10 protein-coding genes are annotated in these 18,863 nt (G+C 56.5%); 9 read left to right on the top strand and 1 reads right to left on the bottom strand.

The genetic code is table 11. The features are described from left to right. The first annotated feature begins 57 nt into the window (after nt 1–57). The 8 genes from RIB44_02855 to RIB44_02820 all read left to right on the top strand — a co-directional run bounded on the left by RIB44_02855 (nt 58) and on the right by RIB44_02820 (nt 15,373). On the top strand, nt 58–1,392 hold the full coding sequence (locus RIB44_02855) for a type II secretion system F family protein (protein ID MEQ8615513.1): 1,335 nt from the start codon (nt 58–60) through the stop codon (nt 1,390–1,392). A gap of 82 nt (nt 1,393–1,474) precedes the next feature. Then, nucleotides 1,475–2,515, top strand: a complete 1,041-nt coding sequence (locus RIB44_02850; protein ID MEQ8615512.1) for a type II secretion system protein — start codon at nt 1,475–1,477, stop codon at nt 2,513–2,515. Next, the gene (locus RIB44_02845; protein MEQ8615511.1) at nt 2,512–3,639 is read left to right on the top strand and encodes a prepilin-type N-terminal cleavage/methylation domain-containing protein; all 1,128 of its coding nucleotides are present in this window, start codon (nt 2,512–2,514) and stop codon (nt 3,637–3,639) included. Before RIB44_02850 ends, RIB44_02845 begins: the two co-directional genes overlap by 4 nt. A gap of 44 nt (nt 3,640–3,683) precedes the next feature. Further along, nucleotides 3,684–4,994 carry a type II secretion system protein gene (locus RIB44_02840; GenBank protein ID MEQ8615510.1) on the top strand — a complete coding sequence of 437 codons (1,311 nt, stop codon included), beginning with the start codon at nt 3,684–3,686 and terminating at the stop codon, nt 4,992–4,994. 172 nt (nt 4,995–5,166) lie between these two features. Further along, entirely contained in the window at nt 5,167–6,384 is a 1,218-nt protein-coding gene (locus RIB44_02835; GenBank protein ID MEQ8615509.1) for a hypothetical protein, read from the top strand. 129 nt (nt 6,385–6,513) lie between these two features. Continuing rightward, a complete protein-coding gene (locus tag RIB44_02830) occupies nt 6,514–12,609 on the top strand; it encodes a hypothetical protein (GenBank protein ID MEQ8615508.1) in 6,096 nt (2,031 codons plus the stop codon). 175 nt (nt 12,610–12,784) lie between these two features. Further along, nucleotides 12,785–14,725 (top strand): PEP-CTERM sorting domain-containing protein, encoded by a 1,941-nt coding sequence (locus RIB44_02825; GenBank protein MEQ8615507.1) that lies wholly within the window; start codon nt 12,785–12,787, stop codon nt 14,723–14,725. 18 nt (nt 14,726–14,743) lie between these two features. Continuing rightward, nucleotides 14,744–15,373, top strand: coding sequence for a TlpA disulfide reductase family protein (locus tag RIB44_02820; GenBank protein ID MEQ8615506.1), 630 nt, complete (start codon nt 14,744–14,746; stop codon nt 15,371–15,373). Between the two features lie 191 nt (nt 15,374–15,564). Here the strand turns inward: RIB44_02820 and RIB44_02815 are convergent, their stop codons facing one another. Further along, nucleotides 15,565–17,385 (bottom strand): hypothetical protein, encoded by a 1,821-nt coding sequence (locus tag RIB44_02815; protein MEQ8615505.1) that lies wholly within the window; start codon nt 17,383–17,385, stop codon nt 15,565–15,567. A 167-nt stretch (nt 17,386–17,552) separates the two neighbouring features. On the opposite strand from RIB44_02815, the gene RIB44_02810 reads away from it, so the two are divergent. Beyond that, nucleotides 17,553–18,695 (top strand): hypothetical protein, encoded by a 1,143-nt coding sequence (locus tag RIB44_02810; GenBank protein ID MEQ8615504.1) that lies wholly within the window; start codon nt 17,553–17,555, stop codon nt 18,693–18,695. Nucleotides 18,696–18,863 lie beyond the last annotated feature (168 nt).

The raw sequence follows: 18,863 nt of genomic DNA, 5'->3' as shown, positions 1-18,863 counted from the left end.
TTTGCCCCGTCCAAAACTGGCTGATAGCTGACCGCTGATAGCTGAGAGCTAAATCCAATGCCTACTTTCCAATTCGAAGCGATGGACTCGCAAGGTGCTGAGATCAAAGATGTGATCGAGGCGGCCACCGAGGAAGATGCGCAATCCACCATACGCCAGATGGGGTACTTCGTTACGAAGATCTCCGTCAAGAAAAACCGCAAGAAGGAAGAGGCGGCCGGGGGCGGTGCGAAGAAGAAGCGCGGCTTCGTGTTCGGTGGAGTGAAGAGTAAGGACCTCACGGCCTTCACCCGACAGCTCTCCATCCTTCAAGATGCCGGCCTGCCGATTCTGCGTTCACTACGCATCCTCGGCGATCAGGCCAAGCCAGGCCGGTTGAAGTACTCGCTCGAAGATACCTGCGAAGCCATCGAGGCGGGCGACACGCTCAGTGAAGCGATGGTCAAGTCGCCCAAGTGTTTCGACCGCCTCTACGTGAACATGATCAAGGCGGGCGAGGCGGGTGGTGCCCTGGAACTCATCCTCCAACGTCTGGCGGACTTCAAGGAGCGGGCCGAATCGCTCAAGCGGAAAGTCAAAGGTGCGATGATCTACCCGATTGTCGTCGTCTCGGTGGCCGTCGGTATTTTGACGTTCATCATGATCAAAATCGTGCCACAGTTTCAGAAGATTTTCGAGGACTTCGGCCTCACACTTCCGGCGATGACTTTGTACCTGATTGCCGTTGCGGAATGGTGCAAAAACTACTGGTTCCTAATTCCTGGCATACCAATTGCTATCTGGTTGTTTGTGAAACTCATCCGAAAATTCAAAGCGGGACGCATGGGTTGGGATCAATTTGCAATTAAAGTTCCCATTTTTGGACAACTGGTTGAGAAAAATATCATGGCTCGCACCTCGCGAACCCTCGGGACCCTGATCGCCTCGGGCGTTCCGATCCTTGAAGCCCTGAACATTACTCGCGAAACGGCTGGAAATGCCGTGTTCGAGAAGATGTACACCGGCGTGAGCGAGCGAATCAAAGAGGGCGACGCGATTGCCGAGCCGATGAAGGAATACTCGAAGCTCAGCTTCCACCCGGTGGCGGCGTTCTTCTGGTTCTTCTTCATCGCGGGACCGATCGGCCTGCTGATTTACATGATGAAATACCGCCAACGGATCGTCGACGACATCGTGGTCAACATGGTCGACGTCGGCGAAGAGACGGGCGAACTCGACACAATGCTTTACAAAGTCGCCGACACGTACGACGAAGAAGTGGCCGTCCTGACCGATGGCCTGACCAAGCTGATGGAACCGCTGCTGATTATCTTCCTCGGTGGTGCCGTCGGTTTTATCGTTATCGCTCTGTTTGTGCCACTTGTGGATTTGATCAACAACTTGTCGGGGTAACCACCCTGCCATCCCACCCGAGCCGCGCTGCGTCAGCACTCGGGTGAAAACTGAACACCAAAAACGAAACACTTGTTGAACCATGAAACACTCCCCACGAAAAACCTCGTCCCCACGCGGCTTCACTCTTACGGAGTTGCTGATTGTGATCGCGATTATTGCGGTGCTGGCTAGTCTAGCGACGACGGCAGCGATTAATGCGATGAATCGAGCGAAGACGACACGGGTCGCACTGGAGATAAAAGAACTTGAGAGAGCACTTCTGACCTTCAAAGAGGATAATGGCACCTTGCCGCCAAACTCCCTCACGCCAATCGGAGCAGGGCCTAACGATGCCCCAGTTAACGCCGTAAGAAACGACGTCCGTCGCGTCGTCAAAAAGCTGTTCCCTCGGATTAACGCCAATGAAGCCCAGATCGTTGAGTATCTAATTGGTGCAACCAATGTTCCTGGCACGTCACCTGAGGGGGGGATTTCTGCCGGGGAAGCCTTAGTGTTCTGGCTTGGCGGCTTCAGTCAGGACGAACAGTTTCCTATTTCGGGCTCAAGTGGCCCATCGTTTGTTGTTGGCGACCAAGAGATTATTGAGAACCGCGGTTTCGACGATGTGATCGACGTCACCCGTCTTGGCCCTCGCGAGAATGGTCAGTTCTCGGGGCGTTTCATCCTGTATGAAGATCCTCGTGACAGCAGCATTGAGAGACGTATCAATCTTTGGATGTACTACCCGGCGACCTCCGTACAGCCCTACCTGTATTTCGATGTTTCTAAAAACAAGCCAAGTGATCGCGCAACTTCCGGTTCGAACATCAGCTACGCGTATCCCTTGCAAAGCCCAGCAGACCCTAATGCGACGACACCAGAGTTCATAGCCGCTCTTAAGCGACCCTTAGAAACGACAACGACGTCGACGCCCTCTTTGGCCCAAACAAAGTATGCCAATCAAGGGAAGTTCCAGATTCTTCATGCCGGACTCGATGACGCATGGGGCGAGGCCAACAAGTGGGCAGCAGTCGCTCAAGAGAATTCCCCGCTCCTCTTCCCCGAAGGCCCGTTCACTGGCGACATTGCCGACACGCTGACCAACTTCACCCAAGGCACGTTGGAGGCGGAACAAGAATGATTGTCCAAGGCGGAAGGTGGAAAGTGGAAGGCGGAGAGAAGAATGTGCGTGGAAGGTATGCACCCGCAATCCCCCTTCCCCCTTCCGCCCTCCCCCTTACTCAACGCGCCTTCACCCTCGTCGAGCTCCTCGTCACAATCGTCATCATTGCGATCCTAGCAGCGGCCCTCCTAGGTGCCTCGAGTGCGGCTTTCGAAAGTGCCCGACGGAGCAGGACGAAGAGCATCATCACTAAGATCGATGGTCTGCTGATGGAGAAGTATCAGTCGTTCACGACACGGCGGGTGAACGTGAATCCAGCGATCGAAACTTACATTCGTTCAGCCTTCCCAGCGGGTGATCGTGGGAAAGCGATGGCGGATATGCGTTTGCTTGCGTTACGAGAGCTGATGGCAATGGAAATGCCAGATCGCTGGAGCGACATCCTTGCCACCGGCATTCCGGCCAGCAGTCCTATGTCAGTGACTCCTCGCTCCCCCCTTTTCCTGGCTGACGTACCTGCACTCACGAAGACCTATCAACGCCGTTACTATGCGACAGGTTCCACTGATGACGAGACGCTTGTACAGAATCAAGGAGCTGAGTGTTTGTACTTGACGATCATGCTTGCCTGCGGCGATGGCGAAGCCGCGGATCTGTTCAGCGAGCAAGACATCGCCGATACGGATGGAGATGGTGCTCTTGAATTCATTGATGGTTGGGGCCGGCCGATCCAATTCATCCGTTGGCCAGCGGGCTACGCTTTGCGTTCAAACATAATGACCGCTGAAGCCGATGCGGACCACGACCCGTTCGATCCCTTCCGTCGCGATCTTCCCACGGCCCTGCCAAGTAGTGGTGCCTATCAAGCTCCGTTCGAGGATTACGTCGAACGCCTGAGAGACGATTCGCGGCCATTCCGACTTGTGCCCCTGATTTACTCTGCTGGGGCCGACGGAATTACGGACATTAATGCGTCGCCGGGTTTAGTTACCACCGTGGAAGGCCGCGTTGACCCGTACGGCATTGATACCAATACCGGCGATTACGAGTTCGGTGTGCCGGGAGATCCCACGTTTGCCAATGGTGGCGACGGTGACGACAACTCGATCGACAATATCACAAACCACAGCTTAGAGCAGTAACGCAAGGCAAAGACGCCCCGGGGAGGACTGGAGCGGAAAACATTATGCGTAATCAAAATGTCCATTCCGAAACGCACAGCCGTAAGGCTGACCGTCCGCGCGGCATGACGCTCATCGAGTTGCTGGTGGTCATCACCATCCTGACAACATTGGTCGCCGGTGTCATTCCGCTGCTTTCGCCCAATAACGATCCTCGCAAGATTCGCGAAGCCTCCCGCGAAGTGCAAAACTACATCACTCTCGCCCAAGCTGAAGCGGCTCGTACAGGACGTCCGCATGGGATCTTCTTGCAAAAGCTGTCAGCGACAACCGGTATCCCCGGTGATCCGACCAATCCCGACCGTGGGGTTTGCTTGGAAATCTTTCAAATCGAAGAGCCTCCAGCGTTCGCTGGGTTCAGTGAGAATTCAGCAGTTCGCATCTATCCCGATGTCTCACTAGGCACACCGATTCTACGTGCTCAGTTTGGTATTGGGTTGAATAGCACTTTCACCAGCGGATCTCCCAACGGTCCCTCGCTTCTCGAACTCCCTCAAAGAATGTTCCGCCCGGGCGACATTCTTGAAGTGGACGGTAATCGGTATCGGCTGAGCCGCGAGTTGGACGCCCCGACTGATCGCAGCGACCTTGATGGGCCTTTTTTTATAGCCACAAATGGGCCAACCAATAACTCTCCTGATGGAGATGGTTTCCGGGTCGAGTGGCTCAACAATAACGGCCAAGTGGTCAACGACACCATCGGTAATCGCTACGCGATTCGTCGCCTGCCCATGCGTTCCGCGGAGCCCCCCTTGCAGTTGCCCAAGGGTGTTTGCATCGACTTGCAATGTTCAGGCCTTCCTGTGGATCAAATGCCTTCTTGTTGCCATAACCCATTGATCGCCATTGATGAAAACGATCCCATGCTAACTAACAACGACGACGGCGTTGCTGTGCTGTTCGCTCCCGATGGCACGGTCGATCGATATTTCTGGAATGACGACAACGCCGTCGCAGTACCCGATGCAACCGTTGATCCTGAACGCGTTACGTCACAGATCTACATGCTCGTCGGTCGCAGAGAAAACGTACCGGTTGAAATGACGACCGTCAACGATTGGGATTTCCCAAATCGCGCGGACGCTCACGACGAGTTGCGCGAGAAAGTCAATTGGCTCAATGGTGATAGCCGCTGGGTGGTGATCGGTGCCAGCTCAGGCCGCGTGTTGGCGACCAACAATGCGTTTGTCGACCTAGAGAACCCGATCTACAGCCCCCCGACGAACAACTTGGCCGGCTTGATGCAAAGCGTCCCCGCCCAGATGTTCGCCGCCCGCCAATACGCCCGCGAAATGCGGCGGGAAGGAGGGCGATAGCGTGCGAGAGTTCAAACTTTTCACATTTGATTCGCGAAAAAGAACTGCCAAGGATGAAGGCAGAAGGATGAGGGATGATGTTTTGGCGCAGAGCGTCCCCCGAGTTCATCCCTCATCTTTCACCCCTCATCCCTCAAAAAGAGGTATCAGCCTCTTAGAGGTCCTCATCAGCATGTTCGTCCTGCTGTTCGGACTGATGGGCGTGGCGTCGCTGTTCCCGGTCGGCAGCCATTATGCTGCCCAAGGCGAACAGTTCGACCGTAGCACGGCCCTGTCCGACGCGGCGTTTGATGAGCTACTGGCCCGAGGGATCCTGCGACCGCAGGCTTGGTTGTATGGCGATCCAGATGTTAGAGCTGATACGGTTGAAACAGTTTATGACTATGATCTCGCTGTCATCCAGCAGTCGACGATCAACAGCGGTCAATTCAATATTATCAACCCAGCGATTACACCTGGTCGTGCCTTTATCATTGACCCCATTGGAGTGCAGTCTGCGCTACCTCCACAAAACGCATTGCAAGAGCACAACCACTTCTTTCCCTATTTACAGGGTGCCACTCAGAGCATGACGATGCCTGCTGCTTGGAATTCGCCGCCTGCAACTTGGACACTGCCGCCAGCTGCATGGCCGATACAGGAACCAACGTGGCCGATACGTCGAGTTTCGCTACCTGGCGCGGTACCAGGCGATCCTATGCCGCTGCTTGTCGCTGACACCATCTTTTCCCTTCACGACACCCTCAGCGTAGAATTACCCGACGAGGACGACCGCCCCGCGATTCAGCGGTGGAAGACGGCAGATCCTGGCAACACCCCTGACAATCCGACTGACGACGTCCTCCTCCGTCGCGAGTACGAGGCGAACTACACTTGGCTTGCTTCCGTGGTGCCTGTGACTAGTGCTGGGCTCGAAGCCCTGCAACCGGCCAGCAGCCAGTACGGGAGCAAGGCCTACGACGTGTCGGTTGCCGTGTTCCACCGCCGTGAGGAAGCGCCGTCGGAAACGAGCGAACGGTTGCTGGAAGCCGAGTATTTGGCCGGCGGGGAGCTGATCCTTTTCAATCGGAATAACAATGCTGCTGGAGCGCAGGCGGTTGATGACGCGTTGGAAGACATTCGTCCGGGGAACTGGATCGCCGTCGCGGGCGTCAATCCAACCAATGGCACGTTTTTGATGAAGTGGTATCGGCTGCTGTCGTTGGATAACGACACCGATCAAGTTCAACTGACCAGCGATAATGCAATCGTACAAGGTCGGCGGGCAATGCTCGATGGTCCCGAGTGGCCAGAGAATCCGCTGGTACCGGGCTACTCACCTAACCTCCGCGCGATTCTCCTCCCGGGAATCGTCAGCGTGACGACACGGTCGATACCGATGCAACAGTGAGGCGCTAGTTGTTAGGCGCTGGGCGATAGTTATTCGTGGGTCAACCGAATAACCAGCGCCCGGCGCCTAGCGCCCAACAACCAAACCTGAGCGGGCCGGGGCACGATTCGCTCAGAAAGAGGCAAGAAGATGAAACTTTGGAACAGAAAACAACAGGGCGTTAGGCGCTGGGCGCTAGGCGCTCGTTTACGAAAGTCCAGTGATCAACTAGCGCCTGGCGCCCCGCGCCTGGCGCCCCCCAAGCGGCGCGGCATCCTGCTGCTCGTCGCGCTCAGCCTGCTGGTTCTTTTCCTGCTGGTCGGCACGGCGTTCGTCGTCACGGCACGGCATTCCTCTCGCACGGCGATCACCGTCAGTAAAGCAAACCAGATTCAAAGTGCCCAGGCAGGCCAAGCCGACCTGCTGGACGACGTCCTCAAACAAATCGTCCGCGATACGAACAACCCCAACAGCTCGCTACGCAATCACAGTCTGCTGCGTGACATGTATGGGAACGACGGGTTTACTGGCTCTGTACCTTCCCGCGATCAAGACAACGCAGGGAACTATACAGGGAACTACCGCGATTCCAGCGGCTTGGTTCGTATACCGCGTCCGACGAATGGTGAACCTGGTCCTGCCTTTCCACACACGGACCGAGATGGTCTTGTCGCACGTTGGGCACCGACCCGGTTCCCCGGCGCATCGGGAGGCAACAAGCACCTTATTCAGCAGAGCAACATCACCGCGGGACAGATCCTTGAGATCGACGTCTTGGATGTCGAAGACCTGTCCGGCAACCAAGCCCTCGCCATCGCCGGGTTGAAACGTACTGAGGATGCCTACAACGGCTTGTCGCTGACCTTTACCTCAGGTCCGGCTGAGGGAATTACAACACGGATTGTCGATTACCTCCCTCCGACGATCGATGAGCCTGGCGACGAGGATTACCTCCGCGACTTTGCTCGCTTCCGCCTGCTTTCCTTCCGCCAAGCCGACGGCAGTATCTTGCCGCAGAATGATATCGATCTCAACGCATTGCTGGCCGGTAGCCGGTTTGTCGTGAACGGTCGGCCGTTTAATGGGACGGGCATTGGTTTCAACGAGCAAGCTCCGGTTGACAGCGCGCGGCTCAACACAGTGGAGATGAATCTTGACGGAACAGCCAGCCCCTTAGCATTGGTTCCCAACGCCGTTTTCGACCGGATGTCGTTTAGCACCGATGGATTAGATGACGATGAAGTGCTACTGCAGAAAGGAGCGGTGGCGGATTACTACTACCTAACCCAAGCTGCTCGGGATCAGATCGCTGCCAACTTCGCCCCGGGTCGACCTCAAGACCTGGAATTCATACGTCGCAAGAATTCTCTCGGGATTGGTGGCCTTGGCGGTAGCGATGAAGGCTACGACGCGGCCGACTTCCAGAACATGCTGCTGGGGTTGATGCCTCAGGTGCCGATCGAGACCACTTGGCCGAACTTGACTGGCACTGCGCCAGGTTCACTAGGCGACATGGTGTTGCCGTCGCTGCATCGGCCGGCCTTGATCAACTATTTTGACAACCAAGTTGGCCTCTACGAGCGATCCCCCACGCTGCTGCGGAAAACTCTGCTCCGCCCAAGTTGGTTTGATCATCCGAACTTTACGGGAAGCAATCCTGAGCTTTCCGCAAGAGTCTCGACGTTCGAGAACCTGATGGTCAACAAGTACAACTACAGCTTGAATGACATTCAGACCAACGACGACATTCGCGACGCAGCTCAGGCCCTCGTCAACCACAGCATCTACGGCCCGTGGGACGTGGACAACGACAACGACGGAGTCCGCGATAGCGTGTGGGTCGACTTCGGCGCGCCCGTGATGAGCATGCCCGACGGAACGCTCGTGAAACCACTGGCGGCTGTCCTGTGCCTCGACATGGACGGGCGGTTGAATGTGAATGCGCACGGGTCGGTTGCTACGCTCAACCCGCTTAACATTCCCGCACCAGAGTTGGCTGGTGGGGCCTTACTCACTGCGGCACCCAAGGGCTTAGGGGTTTCAACAACTGAGATCAGCCTGATTCCAGTCCTCGGAGATCGCTACGACGAAATCACTTATGGAACCACGATTGGCACCGTTTCGATCCCAGGCAAGTATGGAATTGATAACCGTGCAGGCAGTTTCGCGGCACCTGCCTACCCCGGCCATGCCAATCAATTCGAGTTGAAATCCCAACTCAGTCTTCAAGGGGTTGCGGAGAGCTATCAGCCAACAGGTGCAAGGAAGTCGCAATACGGCTCTCCCATTGATATGCACGGCAAGTACAGCATGGGGCTAAACGACTTCGGCCAGCCCTTCTTCATGCAGACGAAGTTCGCTGGTACGCTCAACTTTGACTATCCCTTCGAAATCGACCTGACTGCGTTAACCGGTGCAGCCTCGTCAACGACCGATACGCCTTTCAGTATCAATGAACTTGAACGAAGCCTGCGAGCCTACGATATCGACGCAGCCGCCACCCCAGATCGCCTGGCCACTTTGGGTGACTTCCTTGGCAGCAATCTCGACAAGCGGAACCTCCTCACCACCGACTCGTGGGACCTCCCGGTGCCTTCGGTCAACTTACCTCGTTGGGTGAACGTGACCGACGGGACGCAGATGGATCTCGATGACAATTCGGGAAACGATGACAGTTTCATCGAAGTAATGGGCCGGCCCGCCGTTGGAGCCAGCTTTGCGGATTTGATTGAATATCGTTTCCGAGCAGTTACGCCCGGTCTGCGCTACGATCGAACTGTAACTCCAAATGTGTTACCGCCACTGAATGCCGCTCAACGCCGTGCTGTCGCCAACCTCATCCCGCGTGACCTGGCCAAGGGGGCAAAGCTAGACATCAATCGGGCGTTGGGCAATGGTCGGGACGACGACAACGATGGCGTTGTGGATGAGCCGGGTGAAGTGGACGGGGCTTATTGGCGCCTTGAACGTGGGCAAGCCGGGATGGCGGTCACCGTTGACCAGAATCTCGCCGATGGCGATCCGGCGAATGAATTCGTGCGAGTCGATCCTGCCGCGAACAATCGAAATGACAGAAATCTTAGCCCAGGCCTAGCACGGGACTTCAAGGATGGTGCTTGGGGGGCGCCTCTCGATGGCAGCTTCGACACCAACGGCGACGATGTTGTCGATCTCAACGACAACGAAGTGCGGGACATGAGCCGCACCGGCAACAATGCAGCCGATGTCGCTTACCGTGTTCGCTGGGACAACCTGCGACGGCAAGAGTTGGCGAAGGATTTATACATCACGGCCGTCGCAACCGTTGACCCCTTTGACACAGCCTCACCTGAAGGTCAAAGAAAGCTTCGCAAGCTGGCCCAATGGGCAATCAACGTGGTTGATTACCGCGACGCGGATTCGATCATGACGCCTTTCGAGTTCGACCTCAATCCGTTTGAAGATAGTAACGGCGACGGAAACCCTTGGGACGTTGACGGTGTAATTGACTCAACAGCCGCACCCTCTGCCGACGACACCCAGCCCCATCGCGCCTTGGCATGGGGACTTGAACGACCCGAGTTGGTGATCAGCGAATCACTCGCCTGGCACGACCCGCGGGTGAGTGACGAAGCCGACGAAGCGACCGCCCCTGGCGGCACTTCGGCCCCGGCCAGCGACATGATGGAGGAGGCTGGCGAATACGACCAACTGGTACGTCCCCGGGGTGCTTGGTTCCTGGAGCTTTACAACCCTTGGCCGCAGAACTCAGCCGCCAGTGCGGATGTCAATGCGTTCAGCACGAGCACTCATGTGGGTGTCGATCTTGGTCGTACACATGACCGCACCGCCACAGGCTCGCCCGTTTGGCGTGTCGCGGTATCCATCGAACCGGCGGATGCCGACCCTCGAGAGGCTCTGGAGCCGCAAAGCATCGAGCGTTCGCTCTACTTTAGCCGCTGGGACCCGTCAAACATCGATCAGAATGACGGCGATGAGTTTTGGGCGACGATTCCTACCCAAAGCGTACGCCCCGGCAGGTATATGGTGGTTGGCGGTGCCCATCAGTCTGCTACTGATCCAGCCGTCTACGAAATGCCTATTGCTGAGCCCCGGCAGGGCCCAGGAGGAACGCTCGAACCGAGACGCCTGATCTTAGACACGCAACCAAACGTTCCTGAGGCCGTCCGATTCGTCGATGAGGACGATGCCGTAGCGATGGATCGAAACAAAAACAACCAGAACGAAAACCCAAATACAAATTTCCGCATGGCGTCTCCGCCAGACGACGATCCCGTTGACACTCGCCAGTCCTATACGGATGTCGCGATTATCAACGAGCCACGGCGAATGTCGCTAAGCGAGCCGGCGGGCGGCTACCCGGGTGACGATGGTGGTGTTGTTGACCCTAACTTCGCGGACCATGTGAAGTTTTACGGTTACGAGCCGACCGACATCAATCAAGCTGATGGAGCCGTTCGGGACATTTACCCTTATGGCTTTTACGGCATAGGCCCCGATCAACCGAAACCACATGACATCCCGCTGGATTCGCTGCACAATCCGGCCTTGTTAGAGCCAGGAACCGGGGGCGGCTTCGCACGTGGCGTTTTCTTGCAACGGTTGGCCAATCCGTTACTGCCGTTCGATGCGGACACCAACCCGTACCGCACGGTTGACTACACAACAACCAATCTCACGGTATTCAATAGTCGTGAGCGAGGAATGCGTGAGGGTGGCCCGACCAACAGTAGCGTTTCGATCGCCCAGCGGTTCTTGAGTACCGAGCGTGGTTGGGTCGATTGGCACCAGAACAATGCCTTCACTGCAACCGCCGATGAGATTAACCCTTGGGCCCGCGAGAAGTACCTCAACATTCTCCGTATGCCGGGTGCCCCACCACAGGCCAGCATGACCGCGGCACCGAGACCTTGGCCCGGAGGCCCCGCACAGAATCGCAACCGTCGGCCCAATGCGGAAACGCAAATCCCCGATGATCCGAATACCTTCACGATGCATTCGTTCCCCGATTGCACGCTCGGTTTCCTGAATCGTTGTTTCATGGACGAAGACCCTGCCGTCGTGGCTCCGCAGAAGTTACGCGAGCCAAAACAGCCGTTCCCTTGGCTTGCGTGGAATAACCGTCCTTACATTTCTGCCCATGAAGTCATGCAGGTGCCGACTTTTGGTGCGGCACAATTGCTCCGTGATTTCACGATGAAAGACCCCGCCAACGCCAATGCAGAAATCTACAGAGGACCTGCACCTACCACCGCCGGCACTCCGCCGATGAACCCCGACATTCTTGAAGCAGACGGACCTTATCAGCATCTGGCGAATTTCCATCGCACCGACGACAACAACGGGACCGAGGGGATTGCCGGTTTGCACCGTATGCTGGATTACCTCCATGTGCCTAGCCGGTTCGTTGGTACCGAGGAGTGGCTGAACCCAGTGGCCTTCAGTGGAGTGATGTCTGACACCGACGATCCTCGGCACGGGTTGCAGGTCCCCTTCAATAAGGTTTCGCTCTTCCGCGAGCCCGGCCAGGTCAACCTGAACACGATCGCCGACGATTCCGTGCTGGATGGTCTCTTTCATCGCAACTCGGGCACGTTGGCCGAACATCCGGGCCCCACTTGGGCACAATTTGTGAATAGTCGCCGCGTCGACAACGCCAGCGGGATTATGCTTCAACTCGGCAACAGTCCTACGTTCTTTGAGAATCCTTATCGAACAGCCGATGCAGGTGATTTTGTACCGCCCCTTAGCAGTACTGACATAACACGCGAAGGAGCTGATGCCACGATGCTGCGTCGCAGCGACAATAATGCGGGGACACTTCCTGATACCAACGCACCGGCACTGGCGCAAGCTACCACGATGGAGTTCAACAACGCTGACCGGAACCCGTGGTTCCGTTACCAGCCGACGACTCGGCTGGACAATCTCGTAACGACCCGGTCAAACGTCTATTCCATCTGGGTAACGGTTGGCTTCTTCGAGGTCGAGGCGGCACCAACTTTGGCTCAATTCCGCGCGGCAAACGACCCGGGAGGGGCGCTAAGTGATGCTCAGCTTCAGGCACTTTACGATCGGGTTTATCCCGAAGGTTATCAACTCGGACGAGAGTATGGCATCGACGTTGGCCAGACGCGGCGTTTGCGTGGCTTCTCGATTGTCGACCGTTCGATTCCCGTCGGGTTCGAGCCGGGCCACGATCACAATACTCGTGAAGTCGTGCGACTTCAGCGGCAAGTCGAGTAACCGCCTCCATTAACCGCTTCAGGCGTTACTACCCACATTTCTGGGCCTGTTCACGTCAAATTCGTTGACATCGAATCGGCCCGACATGACTATGGTAATAGCCTATCAGCGGCATCCGGCCAGCTGGCATAGGCAAGAACAGAGAATCCAGCAGGGGCTTGAGGGGAAGAAAGTAATGCAACTTCTAAGAATATTCGGTCGAGCAGTTTGCCTGAGCGCGTTTTGCTTGCTCTTCACATTCGGTACGAATCCGGCGCGTGCTGACGTTACCGGCGAAGGGGACGTTTCACCGCAGTTCCCTGATTTACCGCTTGAAGGTGGAACCGTTACCGACACGGTTGTCGTGGGTGGAACTGGCATGCAGATCGAAGGGACGGACTTTGGTGTCCTCACGATTGACGGCCCTGCCTTCACCGCTCCGCTCAACTCCGATGGGGGCATCATCGGCGGTACCTTCGACGGCTTTGGGCGTGCTGTTGTTGCTGGAACCAATTCCCAATGGAACTATGGCGACCGTATTGAAGTCGGACAAGAAGGCCAAGGTTTTTTAGAAGTCCTGTCAGGAGCCATCGTTCGTAGTGGTGATGGAACTTCTGTCTTCACTGGGGGATCACAGGCTGATCCTGACTTTACTGTGGGAACTTTTGAAGGAAGCCAGGGCTTTGTCACAGTGTCTGGAATTGGCTCGCTCATCCGAAGCAATTTTCTAGGTGTTGGTCATGGCGGTAGCGGTCGACTTGAGGTTTCTGGGTCTGCCCGCGTACAAACCGATGACGAAGCAATTATCGGTAACGAAGTCGTCTCCGGCGGCACTGGTTCTCCAACTCTGCCTGGCAACGGTAGTGTTTTCGTGCATGGTCGCGGCACACGTTGGAATATCGGGCCGGGTATCTCTTCTGGCAGTGTGGGCGATCTCACGGTTGGTAATGAAGGGCGGGGCTTGCTTGACGTTCGTGATGAGGCCTTTGTACGTGTCGTTGACGATGCCTTCTTTGGTGTTGATTCCGGTTCCTTCGGTGAGATGACGATTAGCGACCAAGGGACGCTCGTCTGGATTCTCGACGATGCTCAGATTGGTGATGCGAGCGATGCGACGGCTCGCAGTGACATTAATGTCGAAAATAACGGCACGTTCCGTGTCGATGGTGATTTTGACGTGGGTGGCGGGGGCCGGATCAATCTGGCCGGCGGTACCATTCTGACTCCCACCGTCACCAACACCGGCGTCATCCGCGGGGATGGACGCATTGAAGGCGACATTCTCAACGCGGGCGGCGATATTCGCACTGCAGCGGCAGTGGCAAATATTCGTGAGCGCATGCTCGTCACCGGTACTGTGACCAACAGCGGTATTATTGAATCGATCGGCGGTGAGATGGAGTTTGAATCGGCGGTCACTAATAATGCTGATGGACAGATTTTTGGCAAAGACGCGATTCTGCGATTCCGCGGTGGGCTAACCGACAACGGCGACATGGTGCTTTCGAATACGGTGGTGGAAGCTCCGATCTTGAATGTCGGATCGTTGACCGTCGGTCCAGAGTCTTCTTTCGTCCTTGGCGATCTGGCGATGAACTCCGCCAGCGTGCTCAACATGGGCATCGACGACGATGACGACCACAGCCGTCTCGAGGTCACCGGCGATGTTACGCTGGCCGGACGGCTCACCTTGGATTTTGACTCTGCCTATAATCCTGCGGCGGGAGACACTTTCGAGATCATCGCTGCCAGCACCGTCACCGGCACCTTTGACATCGAACCGCTTTCCAACGACCCGGACTTCAGCTTCGAAGTGGTCTATGAGCCGGATGCCGTGTTCATCAACATCCTGGCCGGTAACACGAGCCTGCCGGGCGACTTCGATAGCGATGGGGATGTCGACGGAGATGATCTGCCATTCTGGGAAACAGGCTATGGCACCGAGCCCGGAGCTACTCCAGGTGATGGTGATGCGGACGCCGATGGCGATGTCGATGGCCTCGATTTTCTTGCCTGGCAACGGGCCGCAAGCGGTGGGACCGCTGCGACGGTCGCCGTGAACGCCGTGCCTGAGCCTTCCAGCGTTCTGCTGAGCTTTGGCCTGCTCGCCGGTTTGGGTTTGCGTCGGCAGCGTTAATCCGTTCTAACGGTAAGCATGGCAAGCCGTCATCGGGACGAACCGTGGGACAATGAGAAGACTGGTGGGGGAGTTCCTCCATTGGTCGTCGCTTTGGCTGTGGCCGCTGTGTTCGCGGCGATTATTCTTTTGCAGACCAATCCGGCTGCAGGTCCCCAGCCTGTGCCAGCTGGTACCCCTTGGCCTGGCACACGAGTTCAGGGGTGGCTTAATGGGCCAGAACCTGAGCAAGCGGACCTCGAAACCGGCATCTCGACCCACGAGTCCTACGATCTGAATGCCTCGGTCGAGGCGGGCAATGTGGTGTTTGTTGACTGTATGGCTTCCTGGTGCGGCCCTTGCTTGGCTGCAATGCCACGGATCGTCGAAGCGGCCAAGGACTACGAACCGCTGGGCGTCGAGTTCGTCAGCCTCACGTCCGAAACTGCTGACGACGTTCAGAAGTTGCAAGATTTCCTAGCAGCGTCACCTGGAGTCAAATGGCCGATTGGTCTGGGAGCGTTCGACTTCTTCAGGGAGCTCGAAATTCGTGCGATCCCAACGTATGTCATTTTCGTCAACGGCCAGGTGAGTTGGTCTGGCTCCGGCCACGAAGACTTCACCGACGCGCTCGACCAAGCGGTAGCGTTGAGAAAAAAGGGGCAGTGAGCAGGAGGCAGTTTCGTTGGTTGAAGAACAACACTGCCTAATGCCCACTACAAAACAACGCCGAGCCACCTTGGCAGCGTACGAGCAGCGTTATCGAACGCCGTGTGCCTGCAAGGTAAGTTTCTCGTACACGTCGCCAAGGCGACCCGAGCGTCGCTTCTAAAGAGCTAAGCGAATCGGCTACGGGAGTGTTACGAGAAAAAATGAAAGAAACCACGGAGCCTGGGAAACAGCGTTTTCTCCCGCTTCCAGGGCAGCTCAAGGCCAAAGCGGTCGATCCAGGTGTTGCCGCTAAGGAGGGGCTCCGTTGGGCTATCGGTAGACCGCTCAGCGAAGCCGCTAGCGGCGTTGGTGGGCGTGGTGCCGTATTGTTGCTGCCAGAGGTTTAGGTCGTCGAGATCGACGTTGCCGTCGAAGTCCGCGTCGCCCTGCGAGTTCGTCGCTCCCAGAGGCTTGCCAGCATCTCGTTGCCAAGCGAGGAAGTCGCTGCCGGCGACTGTGCCGCTATCGTCGAAGTCCGCTTCCGAATTGGGAACATCAATGATGAGCCGGATATTATCGATCCGCACGGCGGAATCGATCCCATTGCTAGCGGTATCGTTGATCTGGAAAGTGAGCGTGTCGACAAATCCGCCGTGGGCGAAACCGAGGTTCGCCTGACGATTGAGGACGAAGTCACTTGTGGTCGAACTGAGCGAAATCGTATCGATCACTGTATTGCCAACCAAGACTTCGAGTTGGTCGTTCCCCGATGAGTTGTTGATCCAATAGTCGTACTCGACGGACACGGTGTTCACATCGAACCAGAGTGGGTTATGGCGACGGAAAAAATCGTTCCCGCCGGAGTTGAGCTCAAGATACGACTGCCCACCTCCCAACGGTCCCGAACCGCCACCACCGTGATTGAGCCAGCCGGGAGGTGAGTCGCTAAAGAAGCCATCACCGTGGCGGAAGTCGCCGTTGTTGACTGTCTCAATGACTCCCGAGTCGATCTTCGTGCGAAACTCAGGCAGCCCCTCACGACTGCCGCCAGCGATCTGAGTGAAATGGAATCCGGTTGCATCACGGTCCGGCACTCCTGAGTTTCCCCACCAACTTTCGGGGAAGCTCACGTCGCCATCGTTATTGCGACCGGCACCGCTAAAACCCGAGTAGTCGCCGGCGAATGCTTCCGTCACCGTACCGTAGTACCAGGTGTGGACGTCACTGTGCTCCAGTGAACTACCGCCGTTTTCGATCACTGGCGTAGGAATACGGAAGTTGTAAGCCCCATTTGCCTGCACGCCATTGAAGTCAAATAGCAGCGGCTCGTAGGCTCCATCCTGTTGGTAGTAGTTGTCCGCGAATACCACGTTGTCGTAGGTGAAGATACGACTGTTTTCATTCGGGTTGTTTGGATCGTAGCCGCGATCGTTCATTGCACTGGCCGGGTGCCCATCAAGCGAAGTAACGTGATCGATCATTGTGTCGAAGTAAGCATCAAAACGCTCTGTAACCAAAGAGTTCACGACAGCGCCACGGCTATGTCCGATGAAGTGAAAGTCGACGATGCCACCTTCTTCTAAAGCCGGCTCCTCAAGTGTCAATTCGTAGAAACTGCGTCCTGAGATATCGCCTAGCAAATAATCATTGTCATCAAGGAGGCTCGCGAAGAGATTGTCAGCCGCAGCATCCGACCAACCGTCGGCTAAGTTGCCCGACTCGTTCGACCAGTTGTAGAGCAAGACAATATGCTCGTCGGCGGAATTACTGTTGTTCCACACGCCACCTCCGAGCGGCGTCCACTGCCCGGTTGTCTGGTCGTGCTGAAAAATGCTACCGGTGGTTCGATCTGTCGCGGCGCCATCGGCACGATCAAGAATTGCCTGCCCAAGAGTAACTTCCCAGTCGGGTAGCCCAGAAATAACCTGAGCCCCATGGGTAATGATCGTTACCCCCGCTGCATCGAGCAGGGTGCGAACCTCTAGCGATTCGAGCCGCAGCTTTCTCGACGTTTGGAATCTGGCAGTCATAGTCAAGCTGGGTAAGGTCTCGAAAGGTTTCGTTGCTAGCAGGGCCCTTGCTAGCAGAATGATTTGCATACTTTTACGCTACTTTCACTTTAGCGATTGTAACGGGTCTGTCGATGATTGCGAGTAACGCTCGAAAGGGGGGATCCTTTCGTGGTGAAGTTCTACTCGTGACTCGTTGGTTGCCAAACTCGTTTCTTCAAACGCTCTCTGCAGCGTTGCTGGCAACCCTTGTGGTGTCGCAGTCCGGCTGCAGTCTGTTACTGCCCGAAGTGACACACCGGCCCGTGATTCGCAACCCGTTCCCACAGCTCAGCCGCGTGGCGGTGGCACCTTTCTTCAACCAAAGCGATGAGCCGACCGTCGATGGGCGAGAGTTTGCCATTAGCTATTACGCGGAGTTGCAGGCAACGCCCGGGTTTGAAGTCGTGCCCGTTGGCGTCGTCGAAGAAGCGATTATCCGCCATCAGATTGATCTCAACGGCCCAGGCGAGGCACAACGTTTGGCGACAATCCTTGGCGTTGATGCCGTGGCAATTGGCTCAGTGACCGACTTTTCAGCGTACTATCCGCCGCGTCTCGGCTTGAAGGTTGAATGGTATTCTTCGAACGTCAGCCATCATGAAATCCCCGCGGGCTACGGACTCCCGTGGAATACGCCCGAGGAAGAGTTCATCCCTGATTCGCTCGTGTACGAAGCCCAACTCGCCCAAGCTCGCGCGGAGATGACCTCGCAACCGAGCCCGTGCGACGCCCAAACCAAAGTTCTCCCACCCCCGCCGGGCGCGAGCATCAACGAGGAGTCGGATAGCCAGCAGGCGGTCTACGACGACGTCCAAAGCGCTCAAGCAGCCGGCGATCCGTTTGATGAGCCAACACTTGCCTTCGATTCCAGCGCTGCAGAAGCATTGCCGTTGCCAGCTGCCGACGGCAGCAATGCACAATCGACGCCCGAGCTGTTGCATCTTCCAACTGACAATAGCGGCACCAGCGGAATAGCAGGCACAACGCCGTCAGACGGAATGATCGGCACTTTAGTTGAATCGCCGGCACCGCCCGCCTGCGTTCCTCACTACGGTCCGGTGCTCAATCACACGCAGATCTATCGTGGCAACGATCCAGAAACTACTGAGGCGCTCAAGGGTTACGTCTATTTCCAAGACGATGCACGCTTCGGGGGTTGGGAAGGCTATCTCCAAAGAAGCGACGACTTCATTCGCTTCTGCTGTCACATGCACATCTCGGAAATGCTATCGGCCCGCGGCGGGAGTCGCAAAACAAGCGTGGTGTGGCGCTGGCCTGACGACCGATAGAACCTCTTAGCAGCAACGGCTTTCCGGCAACCCCGCGGCCCTAGACTGCTAGCGATTTCGCCTCCGAGAAGCCATCGTCAGGGATGACCCGACGATTGCGGCGAACGCAACCCCGCCGATCTTGAGAGACGCCTTTCTCAGGATCACAAAAGTGACGCCCCGCAGCAG

The organism is Lacipirellulaceae bacterium (assembly GCA_040218535.1).
Taxonomy (GTDB): Bacteria; Planctomycetota; Planctomycetia; order Pirellulales; family Lacipirellulaceae; genus Adhaeretor.
Note: the sequence above shows the minus strand (reverse complement) of the source record. Positions and strands in the feature narration are given on the sequence as shown.